Source organism: Micromonospora sp. DT43 (assembly GCF_049841645.1).
Lineage (GTDB): Bacteria > Actinomycetota > Actinomycetes > Mycobacteriales > Micromonosporaceae > Micromonospora.
This window is the reverse complement of sequence record NZ_JBNCKR010000005.1, coordinates 118635-135894: the sequence shown is the minus strand read 5'-3', so window position 1 is coordinate 135894 and position 17260 is coordinate 118635. Positions and strand designations below refer to the sequence as shown.

The window sequence follows — 17260 nt, the reverse complement described above, 5'->3', positions numbered from 1 at the left end:
GGGCGTGGCGAGCGGTTGAGCGGGTAGGCGGGCAGCCGGCGGACGGAGGCGGCAATGGGCGGGGAGCGGGTTCCGGCGGGGTTCACCGAACAACGGGCGCGGGTCGGCCAGATCACCCTGAACTACGTCCGGGGCGGCAGTGGCCCGCCACTGGTGCTGCTGCACGGCTACCCGCAGTGCTGGTACATGTGGCGGCACCTGCTGCCCGAACTGGGACGCTTCTTCGACGTGGTCGCACCGGACCTGCGCGGCTTCGGGAACAGCGACGCACCGGCCGGCGGGTACGACAAGAAGACTGTCGCCGCCGACCTGCACGGCCTGCTCGACCAACTCGGCCTGGTCGGTGACCTCCGGCTGGTCGGGCACGACCTGGGGACCATGGTGGCGTACGCGTACGCCGCCGCTCATCCGCAGCGGGTGAGTCGGCTGGTGCTCAGCGAGGCGCCGATCCCCGACGAGAGCATCTACACCTTCCCCGCGCTCACCCAGGCCGGGCCGGGGGTGTGGAACTTCGGCTTCTTCTCCCTCGGCAACGGGCTTCCGGAGGACCTGGTCAGTGGGCGGGAGTCGCTGTGGGTGGACCGGTTCACCGACGCGCTGATGGTGCGCAAGGGCAGCATCGCGGCGCCCGACATCGAGGAGTTCGCCAGCCACCTGCGCGACCCGGCGCACCTGCGGGCCAGCTTCGCCCACTTCCGGGCATTCGAGCAGGACGTCGCCGACAACGCCGAGCACCTGTCGACGAAGCTGACGATGCCGGTGCTGGCCGTCGGCGCGGCGGCCAGCCTCGGCGGGCAGGTCGCCGAACAGGTCCGCCGGTACGCCGACAGCGTCCGCGGTGAGGTGATCGAGGACTGCGGGCACTGGCTGTACGAGGAGCGCCCGGACGAAATGCTCGCCCTGCTGCGCGACTTCCTGCGGGCGACCTGACCCCGGCCGTTCGGGTCCTGTCGCGCCGTCCAGGCGCGGGCGGCGCTACCTGGTCCCGGGGCATCCCCGGTCGGGCGGCAGGCGTCCAGGCGTGGGCGGTGCCGCCTGATCGTGGACCACTCGGGCCAGGCGGCAGGCCGTCCCGGCGCCGGCCGGTGCCGCCTGCCCCTGGGCCATCCCCGATCAGGCGGCGGGCGTCCAGGCGTGGGCGGCCAGCGGCGGGTCGAGCGGGGCGCGGGTGAGCCGGTTGGTGAAGGTCGAGATGGTGTACGCCCCGACGCCGAGCACCACGTCCAGCGCGTGCCGGGGCTGGTAACCGGCGGCCAGGAAGTCGTCCAACTGGTCATCGGGCACCGCGCCCCGGTGCTCCATGACGGCCAGCGTGAACCGGCGCAGCGCCTCCAGCCGCAGCTCGGGCAGCTCGGTGGCGGAACGCAGCGCGGCGATCAACTCGGTGGACGCGCCGAGCTGGTGGAGCTTGCCGGTGTGCAGGGCCACGCAGAAGTGGCATTCGTGGGTGGTGGAGACGGCCAGGATGACCACCTCCCGCTCCAGGGGTGCGAGGTCGGTCTGCTCGAAGCCCGCGCTTGCGGTGAGGAAGCCGGTGAGCAGCTGCGGCGACTCGGCCATCAGCGCCACCCCGGTCGGCAGCCAGCCGAACCGTCCCTGCACCCCCTCCATGGTCCGACGGACGGCGGCGGGTGCGGTTTCGGCGGTGTGCTCGGTGAAGACGGACATGGTTACCTGCTTTCGGCAGCGTCGGTCGGGAGGGCCGGTGCCGCATCCCGTACGATAGTCAACGTGGTTGACGAAATAGTAAACGTGGTTGACGAACGTGGCAACCCCTGAGCCCGCCCGGCCCGGCTTCGTGCTGCCCCTGCTGCTGTTGGCCGGCTTCCGCACCCTGATCGACGACCTGCACGCCGAGTTGGCCCGCCAGGGGCATCCGGAGCTGCGGCCACTGCACGGCTTCGTGCTCCAGGCCGTCGGCGCCGACGGCACCACCGCGACCGAGCTGGGTCAACGGCTGGGCATCTCCAAGCAGGCCGCCGGCAAGACGGTGGACCGGCTGGTCGCCGTCGGCTACCTGGAACGGGTCGACGATCCCTCCGACGCCCGTCGCCGGCTGGTCCGGGTGACCCCGCGCGGTGCCGACGGGCTACGTCGCTCGGCCGAGGTCTTCGACCGGCTGCGCGCCCAGTGGGCCGACACCCTCGGCCCGGAACGGGTCGACGCCCTGGAGGACGACCTGCGCACCATGGCCGCCGCCAACTGGTTCCGCCTCGACGTACCGGGCTGGTTCGGCGGCTGACCGCGACTGCCGCACCGACCGCCGCGCCGGCACCTGCCCGGACCGACCGCCGCGCCAGCGCCTGCCCGGCCCGACCGCCGCGCCAGCGCCTGCCCAGCCCGACCGCCGCACCGCGACCACCCAGCCCGACCGCACCGCGACCACCCGCCGCCGCACCGCGACCACCCAGCCCGACCGCACCGCGACCACCCGGCCCGACCGCCGCGCCGGCCTCACCCGGTCCGACCCCTCAATTCGGAGGCCGCCAAGACAAGATCCACTCGGGTTCGGTGAAGTCGGTGCCTCCGGTCAGCAGGACACCGCGACTTCACGGAAACCGAGTGGATCAAACGCTGACCGGGCGCGGACACCACGACTTCCTGGAAGTCGAGTGGATCAACGGGTGCCGGGCGCGAGACACCGTGCCATTGCCGCGCGCGTCGCAGCCGACGCCGACGTGCCGGCCGACCATGTCCGGGTCAAGCCCCGTGGACACATCTCACCCATCCTGGCGGATCGGCGGGATGCGGGGGCAGGGTGGATCCATGTCGGACGCGTACGTCGTCGGCGACCCGGACGGGTTGTCGCCCCTGCTGGTCGCGCTGCGCGACGCCATCGCCCGGGAGCTGCACGCGCAGGTGGCGCTGCGCGGGGAACGGATCGAGCTGGCCGACCTGCCGGAGGTGTCGTACCAGGTCACCATCCAGGTCGAGCGGGCGCTGCGCGCGCGGCGACCCCGGCGTCAGTCCCCAGTAGAGCGGCTCTTCGACGAAGATCGCGGCCCCATCGACTGATCGAAAACTGTCACAGGTGATCTCTAGGATCAGGGGTGCCGGTCGGGTCGTGGGCGAGCAGCCCCGGCTTCTTCCGACCGGTTCACCCCTCACCAAGGAGATCGATGAGATCTGTGCACGTTAGGCGTGGCCGGTTCCTGCGCGGCCTGGCCGCGCTGGTCGTGGCCGCTGCGGGGGTCGGCGTGGCGGCATCGCCCGCCGCGGCGGAAGCCGACCCCGGCTGGGTCAGCGGCTGGCTCGGCGACGTCACGGTCGGCGGCCCCGGCGCTCCCGGTCGGACGGTGCCGCTCGACCTCCGCAGCACCGGGGCCACCCAGCCCCGGGTGACGATCGACCTGGCCGGACTGGCCGGCGTCGCGACGGCAAGCTTCCCCGCGTGGTGTGTCACCGAGGGCACCTCGGTCACCTGCCCGATGCCACCGACCGCCGTCGACGAGGACGCCACGCTCGCGGGCGCCGTGCCTGTGGTGTTCCGGGCCGCTCCCGGTGCCGCAGACGGCGCCAGCGGCACCCTCGACTACACCGCGCTCGGCGAGCAGACCGAGGCGTACGCCCAGCAGGCGACGATCACCGTCCGGTCCGGTCCCGACCTGCTCGACATGGTCGACGAGTACGTCAGCGGTGTCGAGGTGGGCGACACGCGCCCCGTTCCGGTGGCCGTGGTCAACGCCGGTGACCAGCCGGCCGTCGACCTGCGGCTCACCATGCGCTTCGCGGTGGGCCTGATTCCCGGGAGCTACCGCAACTGCCGGTACGGCACCGACCAGGTGCTCGCCACAGTGGTCGTCTGCACCGTGCGGGGCACGTTCGCACCGGGTCAGCGGCACGAGCTGCGTGGCGGGTTCGACACCACTGTCGGCCCGGCCACGCTCGGCGACAAGCGGATCACCCAGCTCGTGGAGCCGTTGGCGACCGCCGGGCCCCTCCCGAGCGGTGTGCGGCTCAAGCACCGCGAGGCCGACCAGGCGCTGCGGCTGCGGCCGGTCGGAAAGCCGCTCGGCGTGATCCCGGTCGAGGTGGCCGGCGCTGGCGGGCAGACCTACCTGCGCGAGGTCCGGGGCGCCTTCGACGTCGTCGCCCAGGGGGCCGCGGTCACCGGTGCCGTCGGCGACACCGTCCGGGTCACCGTGGGTATCCGTAACGAGGGGCCGGGTGTGCCGGACGGCACGAACTCCGGCGACACGGTCGGCGCGTTCTACTTCACCCCGCCCACCGGGGTCACCGTGCTGGCCAAGCCGCTGGGCTGCGCGCCGACGGGCGGTGAGGAGGGGGAGCCCACCACGCGCACCTGGTACTGCCACGGCCCGAGGGCCGTGTTCCCCGCCGGGACCAGCAACGCGGTCACCTTCGATCTGCGGATCGACAGCCTCGCCGGAGCAGCCGGAGAGGTCCAGCCGAGCGGCCGCTACCCCCGGGTGGACGACAACCCGGGCAACGACATCGCCCCGGTCACGGTGAGCTGACCGAGCCGCCACAACGAACCGGGCCGGCCACGGAAAAACTCCGTGGCCGGCCCGTTTTCGTTGGTCGGGTCAGCTCAGCCCGCCGTACGAGTGCAGGCCGGTGAAGAAGATGTTCACGCCGAACAGGTTCATCAGCATGGTGAGGAAGCCGAGCACCGCGATCCAGGTGGCCACGTTGCGCTTGACGCTGGGCGTGGCACGGGCGTGCAGGTAACCGGCGTAGACCACCCAGGAGATGAACGCCCAGGTCTCCTTCGGGTCCCAGCCCCACGGCCGACCCCAGGCCGCCTCGGCCCAGATCGCGCCGGCGATGACCGCGAACGTGAAGACCGGGAAGGCGAACGCGTGCAGCGCGAAGGTCAACCGCTCGAGGCCGACCGCGCCGGGCAGCCGCTTCGCCAGGGTGTACGGGAAGCTCCGCTTGCCCTGCTCGTACCCGTTGCGCATCAGAAAGCCGACCGCCGGCACCGCGCCGAGCAGGAAGATGCCGGACGCGAAGACGATCGTCGAGACGTGGATGACGAACCAGTACGAGTTCAGGGCCGGCACCAGCGGCACGATCGGCACGTACAGGACCAGCTCGGCGGTGGCCACCAGCAGCACCATCACCAGGGTCAGGAACAGCCCGAGCTTGCGCAGCGTAGGCCGCTTCCAGAGCACCACGAGCCAGGCCGCGACCCCGATGAACGTCACCGTGAGCACGAACTCGTACATGTTGCCCCAGGGCATCCGGTCGGCGGCCAGACCGCGCGTGACAAGCGCCGCGAGGTGCAGCACGGCGGCCAACGCGGTGGCTCCCACCGCGGCCAGGCCGGCGATCCGGGCCCGACGCGCGGAAGCGTCGGCCGACGGTGGGACCGGCGCGGGCGGCTCCGCGATGACGCCGCCGCCACCCCCGACCCCCGCCCCCACCAGCTCGCGGGCGGGAGACGCCACGGCGACCCGGGTACGCGCGTTGCCCAGCGCGTACTCGACGGCGTGGCTGATCATCGCGATCAGGTACGTCAGGATCGCGAAGGTCACCAGATTGTCGGAGAGCGCGGACATCACTCGGTCCCTTCTCGCACACCGGCCCGGTCGCTGGAGTCAGCGTCGGTGCCGGCCCGCTCGGCAGCCCGGTCGGCACCGCCCACGGCGGTGACGAGCTGGGCGAACTCGTCGGCGAACCCTGGATAGTCGGTGCGCGGCAACCCACCGGCCTCCATCAAGCTACTACCGCCCGTCGGAGATCCGTTCCCGGGGTCGGTCGACGCCACCCGGAAGAACACCCGGCGACGCCTACCGAACAGCGAGCCCATCAGCCCGACCAGCAGGGTGCCGCAGCTCAGCAACAGCGGCAGCGAGCCGGGGTCGTGCCGGATGGAGAGCGTGACGTACCGCTCGGTGCCCAGGAACTGGACACTGCTGCCGTCGTCAAGCGTCCAGGTCTCGCCCTTGCGGAGCAGCTTGCTGCCGATCTCCTTGACCTTGCCGTTGCGTACCTGCCGCTGGTCGAGCTGGTAGACCGAGCCGGGGATGCCGGCGTCCAGGCCGAGGTTGCCCCGGTAGGCGACCAGGTTCAGCACCGGGTTGCGCTCGGTCGGGTACTCCGAGCGGACGAACGGACCCTGCTGCGGGGCCGTGGGCAGGTAAATGCCGCTGAACGCCACCTGCTGGTCCGGTGCCCGCCTGCCGGTGGCCGGGTCGACGTTGGCGTCCGGGAACTGGGCGACTCCCTCGCCGGTCAGACCCCTGTCACCGGTGGCCAGGAACGGCTCGTCACTGACCTGGCTGTTGCCGAACCGGTCGGTGTAGCGGATCACCGGGGCGTACCCGTGGCCGAGCAGGTGGACACTCGCGTCGGCGAGGCGCAGCGGCGAGTTCACCGAGAAGTCCGCGCTGCGGGTCGGCTCGTCCGGGCCGTCGACTGTCACCCGGGCCTTGAAGGACTCCGGCTGGCCGGAGGGCAGGAACCGGGCCTGGAAGTCGTCCAGCCGCAGGCAGAAGCGGGGCAGGTCGGCGCTGTCGACGCGGGGGCCGAGCTTGGCCTCGGCGTACTGCTGGCGGGTGTTGCAGAACGCGTTGTCCGCGCCGGCCACGAGCAGCCGGTTGCCGCTCCAGCCGTACCACGAGCCGAGCGCGACACCGATCAGCACCGCGATCAGCGAGGTGTGGAACAGCAGGTTGCCGGTCTCCTTGAGGTAGCCCTTCTCGGCGGAGACCTCGTCGCCGCGGACCTCGACCCGCCAGCGGCGCTTGCGCAGCACCTCGGCGACGGCGGCCGCGCCACCGGCCGGGGCGGGCAGTACGGCGTGCTGCGGCAGTCGCGCCAGCTGCTTCGGCGCGACTGGTGGCCGGGAGCGCAGCGCCCGGAAGTGGTCGCGCAGCCGGGGGGTGATGCAGCCGATCAGCGACGTGAACAGCAGCAGGTAGATCGCGGAGAACCAGACCGAGCCGAAGACCTCGAACGCGCCGATCCGGTCCAGTCGGGGTGCCCAGTCGGGGTGGTCGGTGAAGTACTGGTTGACCTTCTCCGGGCTGATCCCGCGCTGCGGCAGCACCGAACCGGGGATCGCGGCGATGGCCAGCAGGAAGAGCAGGATCAGCGCCGTACGCATGCTGGTGAGCTGCCGCCACGAGTTGCGCAGCAGGGCCAGCAGCCGGTTGGGCCGGCGCCGGGGCGCCGGGGCCACGGTCTCCGGTCGGTCGTCGACGACAGTCATCAGATGCTCACCTCGCCCACCCCGACGGTGGTCTGCAACCAGATCACGAAGCTCTGCCATCCGCCGGTGACGAGCGCCAGGCCGATCAGGATGAGCAGGGCGCCGCCGACCCGGGTGACCCAGCGGCTGTTGCGCCGGATGGCGCGGAAGACCCCGAGCAGGCGCTCGAAGCCCAGCCCGAAGACGACGAACGGTATCCCCAGACCGAGGCAGTACGCCACGGCCAGCACCACGGCGCGGTCGCTCTGGCCGCTGGTGGCGGCCATGCCCATCACCGCGCCGAGCGTCGGACCGGTGCACGGCACCCAACTGAGCGCGAAGACCGCGCCGAACACGGGTGCGCCGAGCAGGCCGGCCGACGGGAGCCGGGAGATGCGGAACTCGCGTTGCAGCGCCGGGATCAGCCCGAGGTAGCCCAGGCCGAGCACGATGATCAGCGCGCCGATGCCGATCTGCAGTTCGCGTTTGTAGTCGAAGAAGATCCGACCGATCCCGGCGAACAGGATCGCGGTGGCGACGAAGACAACTGTGAAGCCGGCGATGAAGAGCAGGGTCCCGGCGAGCACGCGGCCCTTGACCGCTACCGACGCCGTCCGCTCCTTGACCGCGACGCCGCCGGTGGCCGGTGCGGGATCGACAGCCGGCCGGCGGCCCTCCAGGTCGGCGCCGGCCAGACCTGTGACGTACGAGAGGTAGCCGGGAACGAGGGGTAGCACGCACGGGGAGAGGAAGCTGACCAGCCCGGCGAGCGCCGCCGCGCCGATGGCGAGCACCAGCGGCCCACTCAGGGCCAGCTCCTGGAATGTCTCACCCATCAGTTCGACGCCGGCTTCTCGGCCGCGATCCGTTCGACGATCGGCTTGAGCTCGTCCTGCGTCACGGCGCGGCGGATCACCACGGCGATCCGGCCGTCACGGTCGAGGACCACTGTCGCCGGTGTGGTGTTGGGCGGGATGTCGAAGTTCAGCGCCTGGCGGCTGGACGGGTCGAAGATGCTCGGGTAGGTGGCCCGCCCCTGCTCGAAGGCGATCGCCTTGTCCCTGCTGTCCTGCACGTTGACCCCCAGGAAGGCCACCCCGGACGCCTTGGTGGCCTGGTAGGTGGCCTCCAGGTCGTCGGCCTCCGCACGGCAGGGCGCGCACCAGGAACCCCAGAAGTTGACGACGACTACCTGGCCGCGTGCCTCGGAGACGTCGTACCGGCCGCCGGTGAGCAGGTCGCCGCTCATCTTCGGGGTCTTCGACCGCTGGTCCGGCGCGCAGGTGACCGTGAGGCCGTCGCTTGTGCAGCTCTTCTCCTCGCCGCCCCCGGAGGAGCAACCGGCCAGCGCCACCGCGGCGACGGTGGCGAGCAGACCCGCGGTCCACCTCCGGGAGGTCATCAGGCCCCCTTGGCCGTCCGGGCTGTCGCGGAGAGGGCGATGAGGTGCGCGGCCGGCTCGCTGTAGCCGATGCCCGCCACCTTCGCGCCGTCGAAGTGGAACGAGGTGAGGCTCGCCAGCCCGCACTGCCGCTTGCGCGGGTCGTGCCAGAGCCGCTTGCGCTCCACGTAGCGACGCAGCGTCCAGATCGGGAGCTGGTGCGACACCAGCACCGCCTCGCGCCCCTCGGCGGCGACCCGGGCGGCGTGCACGGCGGCGAACATCCGTTCGGCGATCACCCGGTACGCCTCACCCCAGGACGGCGTCACCGGGTCGCGCAGCACCCACCAGTTGCGCGGGTCGCGGAACGACCCGTCACCCGGGGACACCTTCTTGCCCTCGAACCAGTTGGCGCTCTCGATCAGCCGCTCGTCCACCCCGACCGGCAGCCCGAACTGGGCGGCGATCGGCTCGGCGGTCTGCTGGGCGCGCTCCAGCGGGCTGGCCACGACGTGCACGATCTCCCGCTCGGCGAGACCCTCCGCGGCGGCCTTGGCCATCTGCACACCCAGCTCGGACAGGCGGAAACCGGGCAGCCGCCCGTACAGGATCTGGTCGGGGTTGTGCACCTCGCCGTGCCGGAGCACGTGGACCACCGTCTTGCTCACAGTTTGTTACCCCCCGTGACCCGCCGCTGCCGCCGCGTTCGCCGCCGTGGGCAGCGCCGCGGCGATGTGCTCCAGAGCGGCGTCGTCGAGCGCCGCCGACACGAACCACGACTCGAACGCGCTCGGCGGCAGGTAGACGCCGGCGGCGAGCATCGCGTGGAAGAACGCCTTGAACGCCGGCACCTGCTGGGTGCGCGCGCTGTCGTAGTCCACGACGTCGGCGTCGGTGAAGAAGATCGAGAACATGCTGCCCGCGTACGACAGTCGGTGCGGGACACCGGCGGTGGCCAGCGCGTCGGACGCGAGCTTGCCCACGACGGCGGCCGTGTCGTCGAGCTTGCGGTACAGCGCGTCGTCGGCGAGCCGCAGGGTCGCCAGACCGGCGGCGCACGCGAGGGGGTTACCGGAGAGCGTGCCGGCCTGGTAGACCGGGCCGGCCGGGGCCAGTCGGGCCATGATGTCCGCGCGCCCGCCGAAGGCCGCGGCGGGCAGGCCACCACCCATGACCTTGCCGTACGTCCACAGGTCGGCGTCGGAGGCGTCGAGGCCGTGCCACCCGGCGCGGGAGACCCGGAACCCGGTCATCACCTCGTCCACCACGAGCAGGGCGCCGTGCGCGTGCGCGATCCGGGCGAGTTGCTGGTTGAAACCGTCGCGGGGCGCCACCACGCCCATGTTGCCGGCGGCGGCCTCGGTGATCACCGCGGCGATGTGCGGGCCCTCGGCGGCGAACGCCTCCTCGACGGCCCGGATGTCGTTGTACGGAAGGACTATCGTCTCGCTGGCCGCCGCGCCAGTCACGCCGGGCGAGTCGGGCAGGCCCAGGGTGGCGACGCCGGACCCGGCGGAGGCGAGCAGCGCGTCGACGTGGCCGTGGTAGCAGCCGGCGAACTTGACGATCTTGGAGCGGCCGGTGAAGCCGCGGGCCAGCCGGATCGCCGACATGGTGGCCTCGGTGCCGGAGTTGACCAGGCGTACCTGCTCCATCGGGGTCCGGTCGACCAGCTCGGCGGCCAGCTCCACCTCGCCCGGGGTGGGCGTGCCGAAGCTGGTGCCCAGGGCCGCGGCGGCCTGGACGGCCTCCACCACCTCGGGGTGGGCGTGCCCGAGGATCAGCGGCCCCCACGAGCAGACCAGGTCGACGTAGCGGCGACCGTCGGCGTCGTACAGCCACGGACCCTCGCCACGGACCATGAATCGCGGGGTGCCGCCGACCGCCTGGAAGGCGCGCACGGGGGAGTTCACCCCGCCCGGCACGATGGCGCGGGCGCGGTCGAACAGGGCCTCGGAAGCCGGCGCGTCGGCCGGGTAGCGGCCTCTTCCGGCGGAAACGATGTCGGTCACGATGCGGCCATTGTGTCAGCGCCGGACGGTCAACCGGCAGCCACCCCGGGCCGGGGTTACCAGGCTCACCCACTGCCGGTGCCCGTCACCAGCCCGAACACCGGTCGGGCGGCGGCTCGCGGCCTCAACAGGCCGGGTCGGCGGGATCGCGCTAGGCTGACCGGGTGGATCGTGCCGAACTGTCCATCACGCTACACCGGACGGGCGACGAAGCAGTGCTGCGCCTGGCTGGTGAGATCGACATGCTCACGGCCGCCCAGCTCAGCACCGTGGTCAACGAGGTGCTGGCCGATCCGCCTCCGCGGATCGTGCTCGACCTCGGCGGCGTGACCTTCTGCGACTCGCAGGGCCTGGGGACGCTCGTGGTGCTCAGTCGCAAGGCCAGTCATGCGCAGAGCCTGCTGATGCTCACCCACGTGGGCGACTTCCTGATCCGCGTCCTGGACATCACCGGCCTCCGCAGCGCCCTGATGATCCGCAACGACCAACCAACGGGCTAACCCCCTCCCCTCCCCCCTTCTCTGGGGGTTGATCATGAGGTTGACGGGTCCATTGGGCACCAGATCGCCCGTCAACCTCATGATCACCAGCGAGAGCGGGGGGCCGGAGCGGGGGTCGGGGGCTCTTACTGGGTGGGGATGTCGCGGGTTTGGAAGGTTTTTAGGGCTAGCGCTAGCAGGGCCGCTGCGATCACCGTCAGGGCTGCCAGCGGGGTTGCTGTCCAGTTGTTGCCGAGGACCTGTGGGGTGTGCGTGAACGGGGACAGGTCCAGCGCCCACTGGCTCAGCTTCAGCACCGCGCCGAGCTGACCGAGCAGCAGGCAGCCCGCGAGCACCGCCCAGGCCGCCGAGGAGAACCGGGGCAGCCAGCCCACCAGCAGCGCCGCGAGCCCGGCGAGCACCCACGCCGCCGGCACCTGGGCCAGCCCGGCGCCGAGCAGTCGGGGCAGCTTCCCGCCGACGTCGCCAACGCTGAGGCCGTACGCCAGCCCGGTCGTCAGGCCGGCCACGGCCAGCACCACCACCGGGCCGAGCAGCGCGAAGAGCAGGTGCGCCGCCAGCCATCGGGTCCTGCTCACCGCCGTGGCGAGCAGGGGTTCGGCCCGACCGGCGGTCTCCTCCGCCCGCGCCCGCAGCGCGGCCTGGATGCCGTACCCGGCGGCGGCCAACGCGGTCAGGCTCAACGTGCCACCGAGGTACGCCTCGGCGAGCGCCGACGTGCCACCCAGCCGGGCCATGATCTCGGCGATCTGCTCGTTGCCCTGCACCGCTTCGCCGGCCGCGTCCGCCGCGCCGCCCAGCACCAGACCGAGCAGCCCGAAGCCGACGGTCCAGCCGAGCAGTTGGCCCCGGTGCAGCCGCCAGGCCAGGCCGAACGGACCGGCCAGCCCCGGACCTGCGGTGGCCGGGCCGAGCCGCGGCGGCAGCACCCCCGCGCCGAGGTCCCGGCGCACCGAGACGGGGTACGCGACGAGCACGACCACCACGCTGAACAGCACCGGCAGCAGCAGCACCCACCAGCGCTCACCGGCGAAGGACCGCCCTCGGGGCGCCCAGCCCAGCGGCGAGAGCCAGCTCAGCCACTCGGCGCTCCCACCGGTGCCGCCGGACCCCCCGGCGTCGCCCGCCAGCCGCAGCACGAAGGCCAGCCCGAGCACGCCCAGGCCGATCCCGCGCGCCCCGCCGGCGCTCTCGGTGAGCTGCGCGGCGAGCCCGCCGACCGTGGCGAACGCGATGCCTGTGAGCGCCAACCCCGCCCCGAAGAGCAGCGAGCCCGCGCCGGGCAGACCTGCGGCGACCAGGCCGCCGGCGGTGAGCAGACCGAGGAGCACATTCGCGGCGTACGTCACAAATAGCGCCGCGGTCAGACCGGCGTACCGGCCGAGGACCGTCGCGCCGAGCAGCTCCCGCCGGCCGGCCTCCTCCTCGGTGCGGGTGTGCCGCACCACGGTCAGCACGCTGACCAGCGCGGCGATCAACACCAGCAGACCAGCTCGCTGGACGGTGAGCGCGCCGACACTGTCGCCGAACACCGGCCCGAGCAGCGCGACGATCGACGGGTTGCTCGCCGTGCTGGCCAGGTACGCGGCTCGCTCCGCGACAGTCGGGTACAGCCCGGCGTACGTGCCGGCGTAGCTGGCCGGCAGCACGGCCAGCAGGAGGACCCAGATCGGCAGCACGACCCGGTCCCGCCGCAGGATCAGCCGCACCAGGTGCCGGGTGCCGGTGAACGCGGTCATGACCCCACCTGCTCGGCCTGGTAGTGCCGCAGGAACAGTTCCTCCAGCGTCGGCGGTTGGCTGACCAGGCTCCGTACGCCGATCTCGGTGAGCCGACGCAGCGCGACGTCCAGCGCGACGTCCTCCACGTCGAAGCGCACGCGCTGCCCGTCCACCCGCAGGTCGTGTACGCCGGTGAGCTGACCGAGCCCGTCCACCGGGCCGGTCAGCTCGGCGTCGATCGAGGTGCGGCGCAGGTGCCGCAGTTCGCTCAGGGTGCCGGTCTCCACGTCCCGCCCGTTGCGGATGATCGTCACCCGGTCGCAGAGCGCCTCCACCTCGGCCAGGATGTGGCTGGAGAGCAGCACGGTGCGGCCGTCGGCCTTGGCCCGGCGCACCCAGTGCTGGAAGACCTCCTCCATCAGCGGGTCCAGGCCGGAGGTCGGCTCGTCCAGGATGAGCAGCTCGACGTCCGACGCGAGGGCGGCCACGAGGCCGACCTTCTGGCGGTTGCCCTTGGAGTACGCCCGGCCCTTCTTGCGGGGGTCCAGCTCGAAGGAGTCGAGCAGTTCGGCTCGGCGGGCCGGGTCGAGGCCGCCGCGCATCCGGCCGAGCAGGTCGATGACCTCTCCGCCGGAGAGGTTGGGCCAGAGCGTCACGTCGCCCGGCACGTACGCCAGCCGGCGGTGCAGGGCCACCGCGTCGCGCCACGGGTCGCCGCCGAGCAGGCGGACGTCCCCCGCGTCCGTCCGCAGCAAGCCCAGCAGCGCCCGGATCGTCGTCGACTTGCCGGCGCCGTTCGGGCCGAGGAAGCCGTGCACCTCGCCGGCGCGGACGGTCAGGCCCAGACCGTCCAGCGCCCGGGTCCGGCCGAAGGTCTTGACCAGGCCGGACACCGCAATCGGAGTTTCCATATATCGGAAGCTACACTCGTTTCACAAAGTTGTGAAGACAGTGAGATCTGGGCAGCATCGAGGCTCACACCAACACGCAGGAGGGGACCACCATGGCAACCGGCGACGGCCACGACCCGGTGCACCTCTTCGTCGAGCGGATGGCCCTGACCTTTGCCGAGGTCGGTTTCCCGCGAATGGCAGCCCGGGTGCTCTTCACAGTGATGAGCGCGGACGACCCCCTCACCGCCGCCGAGATCGGCGAGCAGCTCGGGGTCAGCGCGGCGGCGGTAAGCGGCGCGGTCCGCTACCTCACTCAGTTCGGCATGCTGATCCGCGAGCCCGTCCCCCGGTCCCGCCGCGATCGCTACCGGATGCCGGACGACCCCTGGTACGAGGCGACCATCACCAAGACCGCGATCTACAAGACGTTCATCGACGCGGCCGAGGGCGGTGTGGTCGCCCTCAAGGGCCCGGAGACGCCGGCCGGCGAGCGGGTGGCCGAGATGCGCGACTTCTTCATCTTCGTCCAGGAGGAGATCGACTCACTGGGTGAGCGCTGGCGGATCCGCCGGGCCCAGACCGGCCACCTGCGCCCCGGCGAGGCCTGACCGGCCCGGTCAGGCGGAGCTGCCCCAGCGCGCCTGCTCGAGCAGCTCCACCGCACGGCCCCGCGACTCCTGGTCGTCGGAGCGGAGCAGGGTGGTCGCCTCGTCGACCGCGTCGGTGAGCCGCCGCCACTGCGTGTCGCGCTCGCGAACCAGGTCCGACTGGGCGGCCAACTGCCGGGTCTTCACCCACAGCTCGACGAAGACCGACACCTTGGCCCGCAGCACCCACGGATCGAACGGCTTGGTCAGGTAGTCCACAGCGCCCACCTGGTAGCCCCGGAGAGCGAGCTGGGCGTCCCGGTCGGCGGCGGTGAGGAAGATGATCGGCACGTGCCGGGTCCGCTCCCGGCGCTTGATGTGGCTGGCCGTCTCGAAGCCGTCCATGTCCGGCATCTGCGCGTCCAGCAGGATCACCGCGAAGTCGTCCACCAGCAGCTGCTTGAGCGCCGCCTCGCCGCTCTCCACAGCCACCGACTGAACCGGCAGGCCCTGGAGGATCGCCTCCAGGGCCATCAGATTCTCCCGGCGGTCGTCCACGAGCAGCGCCTTGGCCATCTGGGTCACGAAGTCTCCTCGGTCCGGCTGCCGCTGATCCAGGACGACATCAGCTCGATCAGGTCGTCCAGGTCGACCGGCTTGGTGATGTAGTCGCTTCCCCCGGCCGCGAGCGCGGACTCGCGGTCACCAGGCATCGCCTTCGCGGTAAGGAAGACGACCGGAAGGTCGGCGAACCGGTGGTTACGGCGGATCTGGCGGGTCGTCTCGTAGCCGTCCTGGTCCGGCATCATGGCGTCCATCAGCACGATGTCCACCTCCGGGTGCTCGGCCAACAGGCGGACGCCGTCCGCCCCGTTGTCCGAGTACAGCACGGTCATGCCGTGCAGCTCCAACGCGCTGGTCAGAGCGAAGACGTTACGGACGTCGTCGTCCACGATCAGCACTGTGGCGCCGTCCAACTGGCGGGTGGCCGGCGCCTCCGGCCGCGCCGGCAGCAGCTCCAGCGGCGGCATCAGCAGCGACGACGGCAGGCCGGCACGCTGCGGTGACGGCGACTGGGGCGCGACGACCGCGTCCGGCGCCAGCACCTGCGGTACGAACAACGTGAACGTCGAACCCTGCCCCGGCGCCGACGACACAGTGATGGTGCCCCCGATCAGGCGGGCCAGGTCACGGCTGATCGACAGCCCCAGGCCGGTGCCGCCGTAGCGGCGGCTTGTCGTGCCGTCCGCCTGCTGGAACGCCTCGAAGATGATCGACAGCTTGTCGTCGGAGATGCCGATTCCGGTGTCGATCACCGTGAAGGCGATCACCTGCTGGGCGTTGGTGAGCGCCGGCACGTCGAACACCGCGTTCTCCGCCGCCGGGGCGATCCGCAACGTCACCGCGCCGTTGTCGGTGAACTTCACCGCGTTGGACAGCAGGTTGCGCAGGATCTGCTGCAACCGCTGCGCGTCGGTGACCAACGCCGGTGGCAGATCCTTGCTCACGCGTACCTGGAAGTCGAGGTTCTTCTCCTCGGCCTGCGGGGCGAAAGCCTGCTCGACGTAGCCACGGATCTCGGTGAAGCGGATCTCGGTGGGCTCGACGTCCATCCGGCCGGCCTCGATCTTGGACAGGTCCAGGATGTCGTCGATGAGCGAGAGCAGGTCCGAGCCGGCGCTGTGGATGGTCCGCGCGAACTCGATCTGCTTCGGGTTGAGGTTCTGCTCCGAGTTCTCCGCCAGCAGCCGGGCCAGCAACAGCAGCGAGTTCAACGGCGTACGCAGCTCGTGGCTCATGTTGGCCAGGAACTCCGACTTGTACGCCGAGGCCCGCGTGAGCTGCTGCGCCTTCTCCTCCAGGCCGAGCCGGGCCAGCTCGATCTCCCGGTTCTTGGTCTCGATGTTGCCCTTCTGCTCGGAGAGCAGGGTGGCCTTCTCCTCCAGCTCGGCGTTGGTGCGCTGCAACTCCGCCGACTGCTCCTGCAACTCGTGCGCGAGTCGCTGCGACTGGGCCAGCAGCTCCTCCGTACGCCTGTTGGCCTGGATGGTGTTGACAGCGATGCCGATGGTGAGCACCAGCCGCTCCAGGAACGACAGGTGCAGCTCGGAGAAGGCGGCCACGCTTGCGAACTCGATCACGCCGAGCAGCTCCCCCTCGAACAGCACGGGGAGCACCACCAGGTCGGACGGTGGCGTCTCGGCAAGGCCGGAGCGCAGCGTGAGTCGGCTGTTCGGAGAGGCGCTGACCCGGATCGTCCGGCGCGAGAGGGCGGTCTGGCCGACCAGCCCCTCACCCGGCCCGAAGGTGACGTCGTGCCCACGTGCCACGTACCCGTAAGACGAGGTCAACCGCAGCCGCATGCTGCCGTCGGTGTCGTCGGCCAGGAAGAAGGCTCCGAGCTGGGCGTCGACGAGCGGGGTCACCTCCGTCATGATCATGCGGCAGACCTCGCCCAGGTCCCGCTGGCCCTGCAACAGGCCACCGATGCGGGCCAGGTTGGAGTCCAGCCAGCCCTGCTCGGCGTTCTTCTTCGTCGTCTCCCGGAGGGTGACGATCATCTGGTTGATGTTGTCCTTCAGCTCGGCGACCTCGCCCTGCGCCTTGACCGCGATCCGCTGGGTCAGGTCACCCCGGGTCACCGACGTGGACACCTGGGCGATGGCCCGCAACTGCGTGGTCAGCGTCGAGGCGAGCTGGTTGACGTTCTCGGTGAGGTCCCGCCAGGTGCCGGAGACGCCCTTGACCTGCGCCTGACCGCCCAGCTTGCCCTCGATGCCGACCTCGCGGGCCACCCGCGTCACCTCGTCGGCGAACGACGACAGCTGGTCGACCATCGTGTTGACAGTCGACTTCAACTCCAGGATCTCGCCCTGCGCGTCGACGGTGATCTTCTGGCTCAGGTCGCCCTTCGCCACGGCTGTGGTCACCGAGGCGATGTTGCGGACCTGGCTGGTCAGGTTGGACGCCATCGAGTTCACGTTGTCGGTCAGGTCCCGCCACGTAC

17 protein-coding genes are annotated in these 17260 nt (G+C 71.4%); 6 read left to right on the top strand and 11 right to left on the bottom strand.

Annotated features, from left to right (window positions below):
- Positions 1-54 precede the first annotated feature (54 nt).
- Positions 55-930 carry an alpha/beta fold hydrolase gene (locus ACLQ26_RS14665; RefSeq protein ID WP_425744926.1) on the top strand — a complete coding sequence of 292 codons (876 nt, stop codon included), beginning with the start codon at positions 55-57 and terminating at the stop codon, positions 928-930.
- A gap of 183 nt (positions 931-1113) precedes the next feature.
- Here the strand turns inward: ACLQ26_RS14665 and ACLQ26_RS14660 are convergent, their stop codons facing one another.
- A complete protein-coding gene (locus tag ACLQ26_RS14660) occupies positions 1114-1668 on the bottom strand; it encodes a carboxymuconolactone decarboxylase family protein (protein WP_425744925.1) in 555 nt (184 codons plus the stop codon).
- A gap of 97 nt (positions 1669-1765) precedes the next feature.
- Between ACLQ26_RS14660 and ACLQ26_RS14655 the strand changes: the two genes are divergently transcribed.
- From ACLQ26_RS14655 to ACLQ26_RS14645, 3 genes are all read left to right on the top strand, one after another.
- The gene (locus tag ACLQ26_RS14655) at positions 1766-2242 is read left to right on the top strand and encodes a MarR family winged helix-turn-helix transcriptional regulator (protein ID WP_425744924.1); all 477 of its coding nucleotides are present in this window, start codon (positions 1766-1768) and stop codon (positions 2240-2242) included.
- A gap of 524 nt (positions 2243-2766) precedes the next feature.
- Positions 2767-3015 carry a hypothetical protein gene (locus tag ACLQ26_RS14650; RefSeq protein WP_425744923.1) on the top strand — a complete coding sequence of 83 codons (249 nt, stop codon included), beginning with the start codon at positions 2767-2769 and terminating at the stop codon, positions 3013-3015.
- A 104-nt stretch (positions 3016-3119) separates the two neighbouring features.
- On the top strand, positions 3120-4478 hold the full coding sequence (locus ACLQ26_RS14645; protein WP_425744922.1) for a hypothetical protein: 1359 nt from the start codon (positions 3120-3122) through the stop codon (positions 4476-4478).
- Between the two features lie 69 nt (positions 4479-4547).
- On the opposite strand, the gene ccsB is transcribed toward ACLQ26_RS14645, so the two are convergent.
- Genes ccsB through hemL form a run of 6 tightly spaced genes read right to left on the bottom strand, consistent with a single transcriptional unit; the run spans position 4548 to position 10552 of the window.
- Complete coding sequence (gene ccsB, locus ACLQ26_RS14640) at positions 4548-5525, bottom strand: c-type cytochrome biogenesis protein CcsB (protein ID WP_425744921.1); 978 nt, start codon at positions 5523-5525, stop codon at positions 4548-4550.
- Positions 5525-7180: a cytochrome c biogenesis protein ResB gene (resB, locus tag ACLQ26_RS14635; RefSeq protein WP_425744920.1), complete on the bottom strand. Its 1656-nt coding sequence runs from the start codon at positions 7178-7180 to the stop codon at positions 5525-5527. Before resB ends, ccsB begins: the two co-directional genes overlap by 1 nt.
- Positions 7180-7995, bottom strand: coding sequence for a cytochrome c biogenesis CcdA family protein (locus ACLQ26_RS14630; RefSeq protein ID WP_425744919.1), 816 nt, complete (start codon positions 7993-7995; stop codon positions 7180-7182). The genes resB and ACLQ26_RS14630 overlap by 1 nt, the downstream gene beginning before the upstream one ends.
- Positions 7995-8561, bottom strand: coding sequence for a TlpA family protein disulfide reductase (locus tag ACLQ26_RS14625; RefSeq protein WP_425744918.1), 567 nt, complete (start codon positions 8559-8561; stop codon positions 7995-7997). Before ACLQ26_RS14625 ends, ACLQ26_RS14630 begins: the two co-directional genes overlap by 1 nt.
- A complete protein-coding gene (locus ACLQ26_RS14620) occupies positions 8561-9208 on the bottom strand; it encodes a histidine phosphatase family protein (protein WP_363681309.1) in 648 nt (215 codons plus the stop codon). The genes ACLQ26_RS14625 and ACLQ26_RS14620 overlap by 1 nt, the downstream gene beginning before the upstream one ends.
- 6 nt (positions 9209-9214) lie before the next feature.
- Positions 9215-10552 carry a glutamate-1-semialdehyde 2,1-aminomutase gene (gene hemL / locus ACLQ26_RS14615; protein WP_425744917.1) on the bottom strand — a complete coding sequence of 446 codons (1338 nt, stop codon included), beginning with the start codon at positions 10550-10552 and terminating at the stop codon, positions 9215-9217.
- Between the two features lie 164 nt (positions 10553-10716).
- Between hemL and ACLQ26_RS14610 the strand changes: the two genes are divergently transcribed.
- Positions 10717-11052, top strand: a complete 336-nt coding sequence (locus tag ACLQ26_RS14610) for an STAS domain-containing protein (RefSeq protein ID WP_007454492.1) — start codon at positions 10717-10719, stop codon at positions 11050-11052.
- Positions 11053-11177: 125 nt separating this feature from the next.
- Here the strand turns inward: ACLQ26_RS14610 and ACLQ26_RS14605 are convergent, their stop codons facing one another.
- On the bottom strand, positions 11178-12791 hold the full coding sequence (locus ACLQ26_RS14605) for an ABC transporter permease (RefSeq protein WP_425744916.1): 1614 nt from the start codon (positions 12789-12791) through the stop codon (positions 11178-11180).
- Positions 12788-13684 carry an ATP-binding cassette domain-containing protein gene (locus tag ACLQ26_RS14600; RefSeq protein WP_425744915.1) on the bottom strand — a complete coding sequence of 299 codons (897 nt, stop codon included), beginning with the start codon at positions 13682-13684 and terminating at the stop codon, positions 12788-12790. Before ACLQ26_RS14600 ends, ACLQ26_RS14605 begins: the two co-directional genes overlap by 4 nt.
- Before the next feature lie 92 nt (positions 13685-13776).
- Here ACLQ26_RS14600 and ACLQ26_RS14595 point away from each other — a divergent pair, with 92 nt between their 5' ends.
- On the top strand, positions 13777-14274 hold the full coding sequence (locus tag ACLQ26_RS14595; RefSeq protein WP_425744914.1) for a GbsR/MarR family transcriptional regulator: 498 nt from the start codon (positions 13777-13779) through the stop codon (positions 14272-14274).
- 9 nt (positions 14275-14283) lie between these two features.
- Here the strand turns inward: ACLQ26_RS14595 and ACLQ26_RS14590 are convergent, their stop codons facing one another.
- Both ACLQ26_RS14590 and ACLQ26_RS14585 read right to left on the bottom strand, forming a co-directional pair.
- The gene (locus tag ACLQ26_RS14590; protein WP_354853752.1) at positions 14284-14838 is read right to left on the bottom strand and encodes a response regulator; all 555 of its coding nucleotides are present in this window, start codon (positions 14836-14838) and stop codon (positions 14284-14286) included.
- On the bottom strand, positions 14835-17260 hold a 2426-nt coding region (locus ACLQ26_RS14585), incomplete at its 5' end, for an ATP-binding protein (protein WP_425744913.1). The genes ACLQ26_RS14585 and ACLQ26_RS14590, both read right to left, overlap by 4 nt.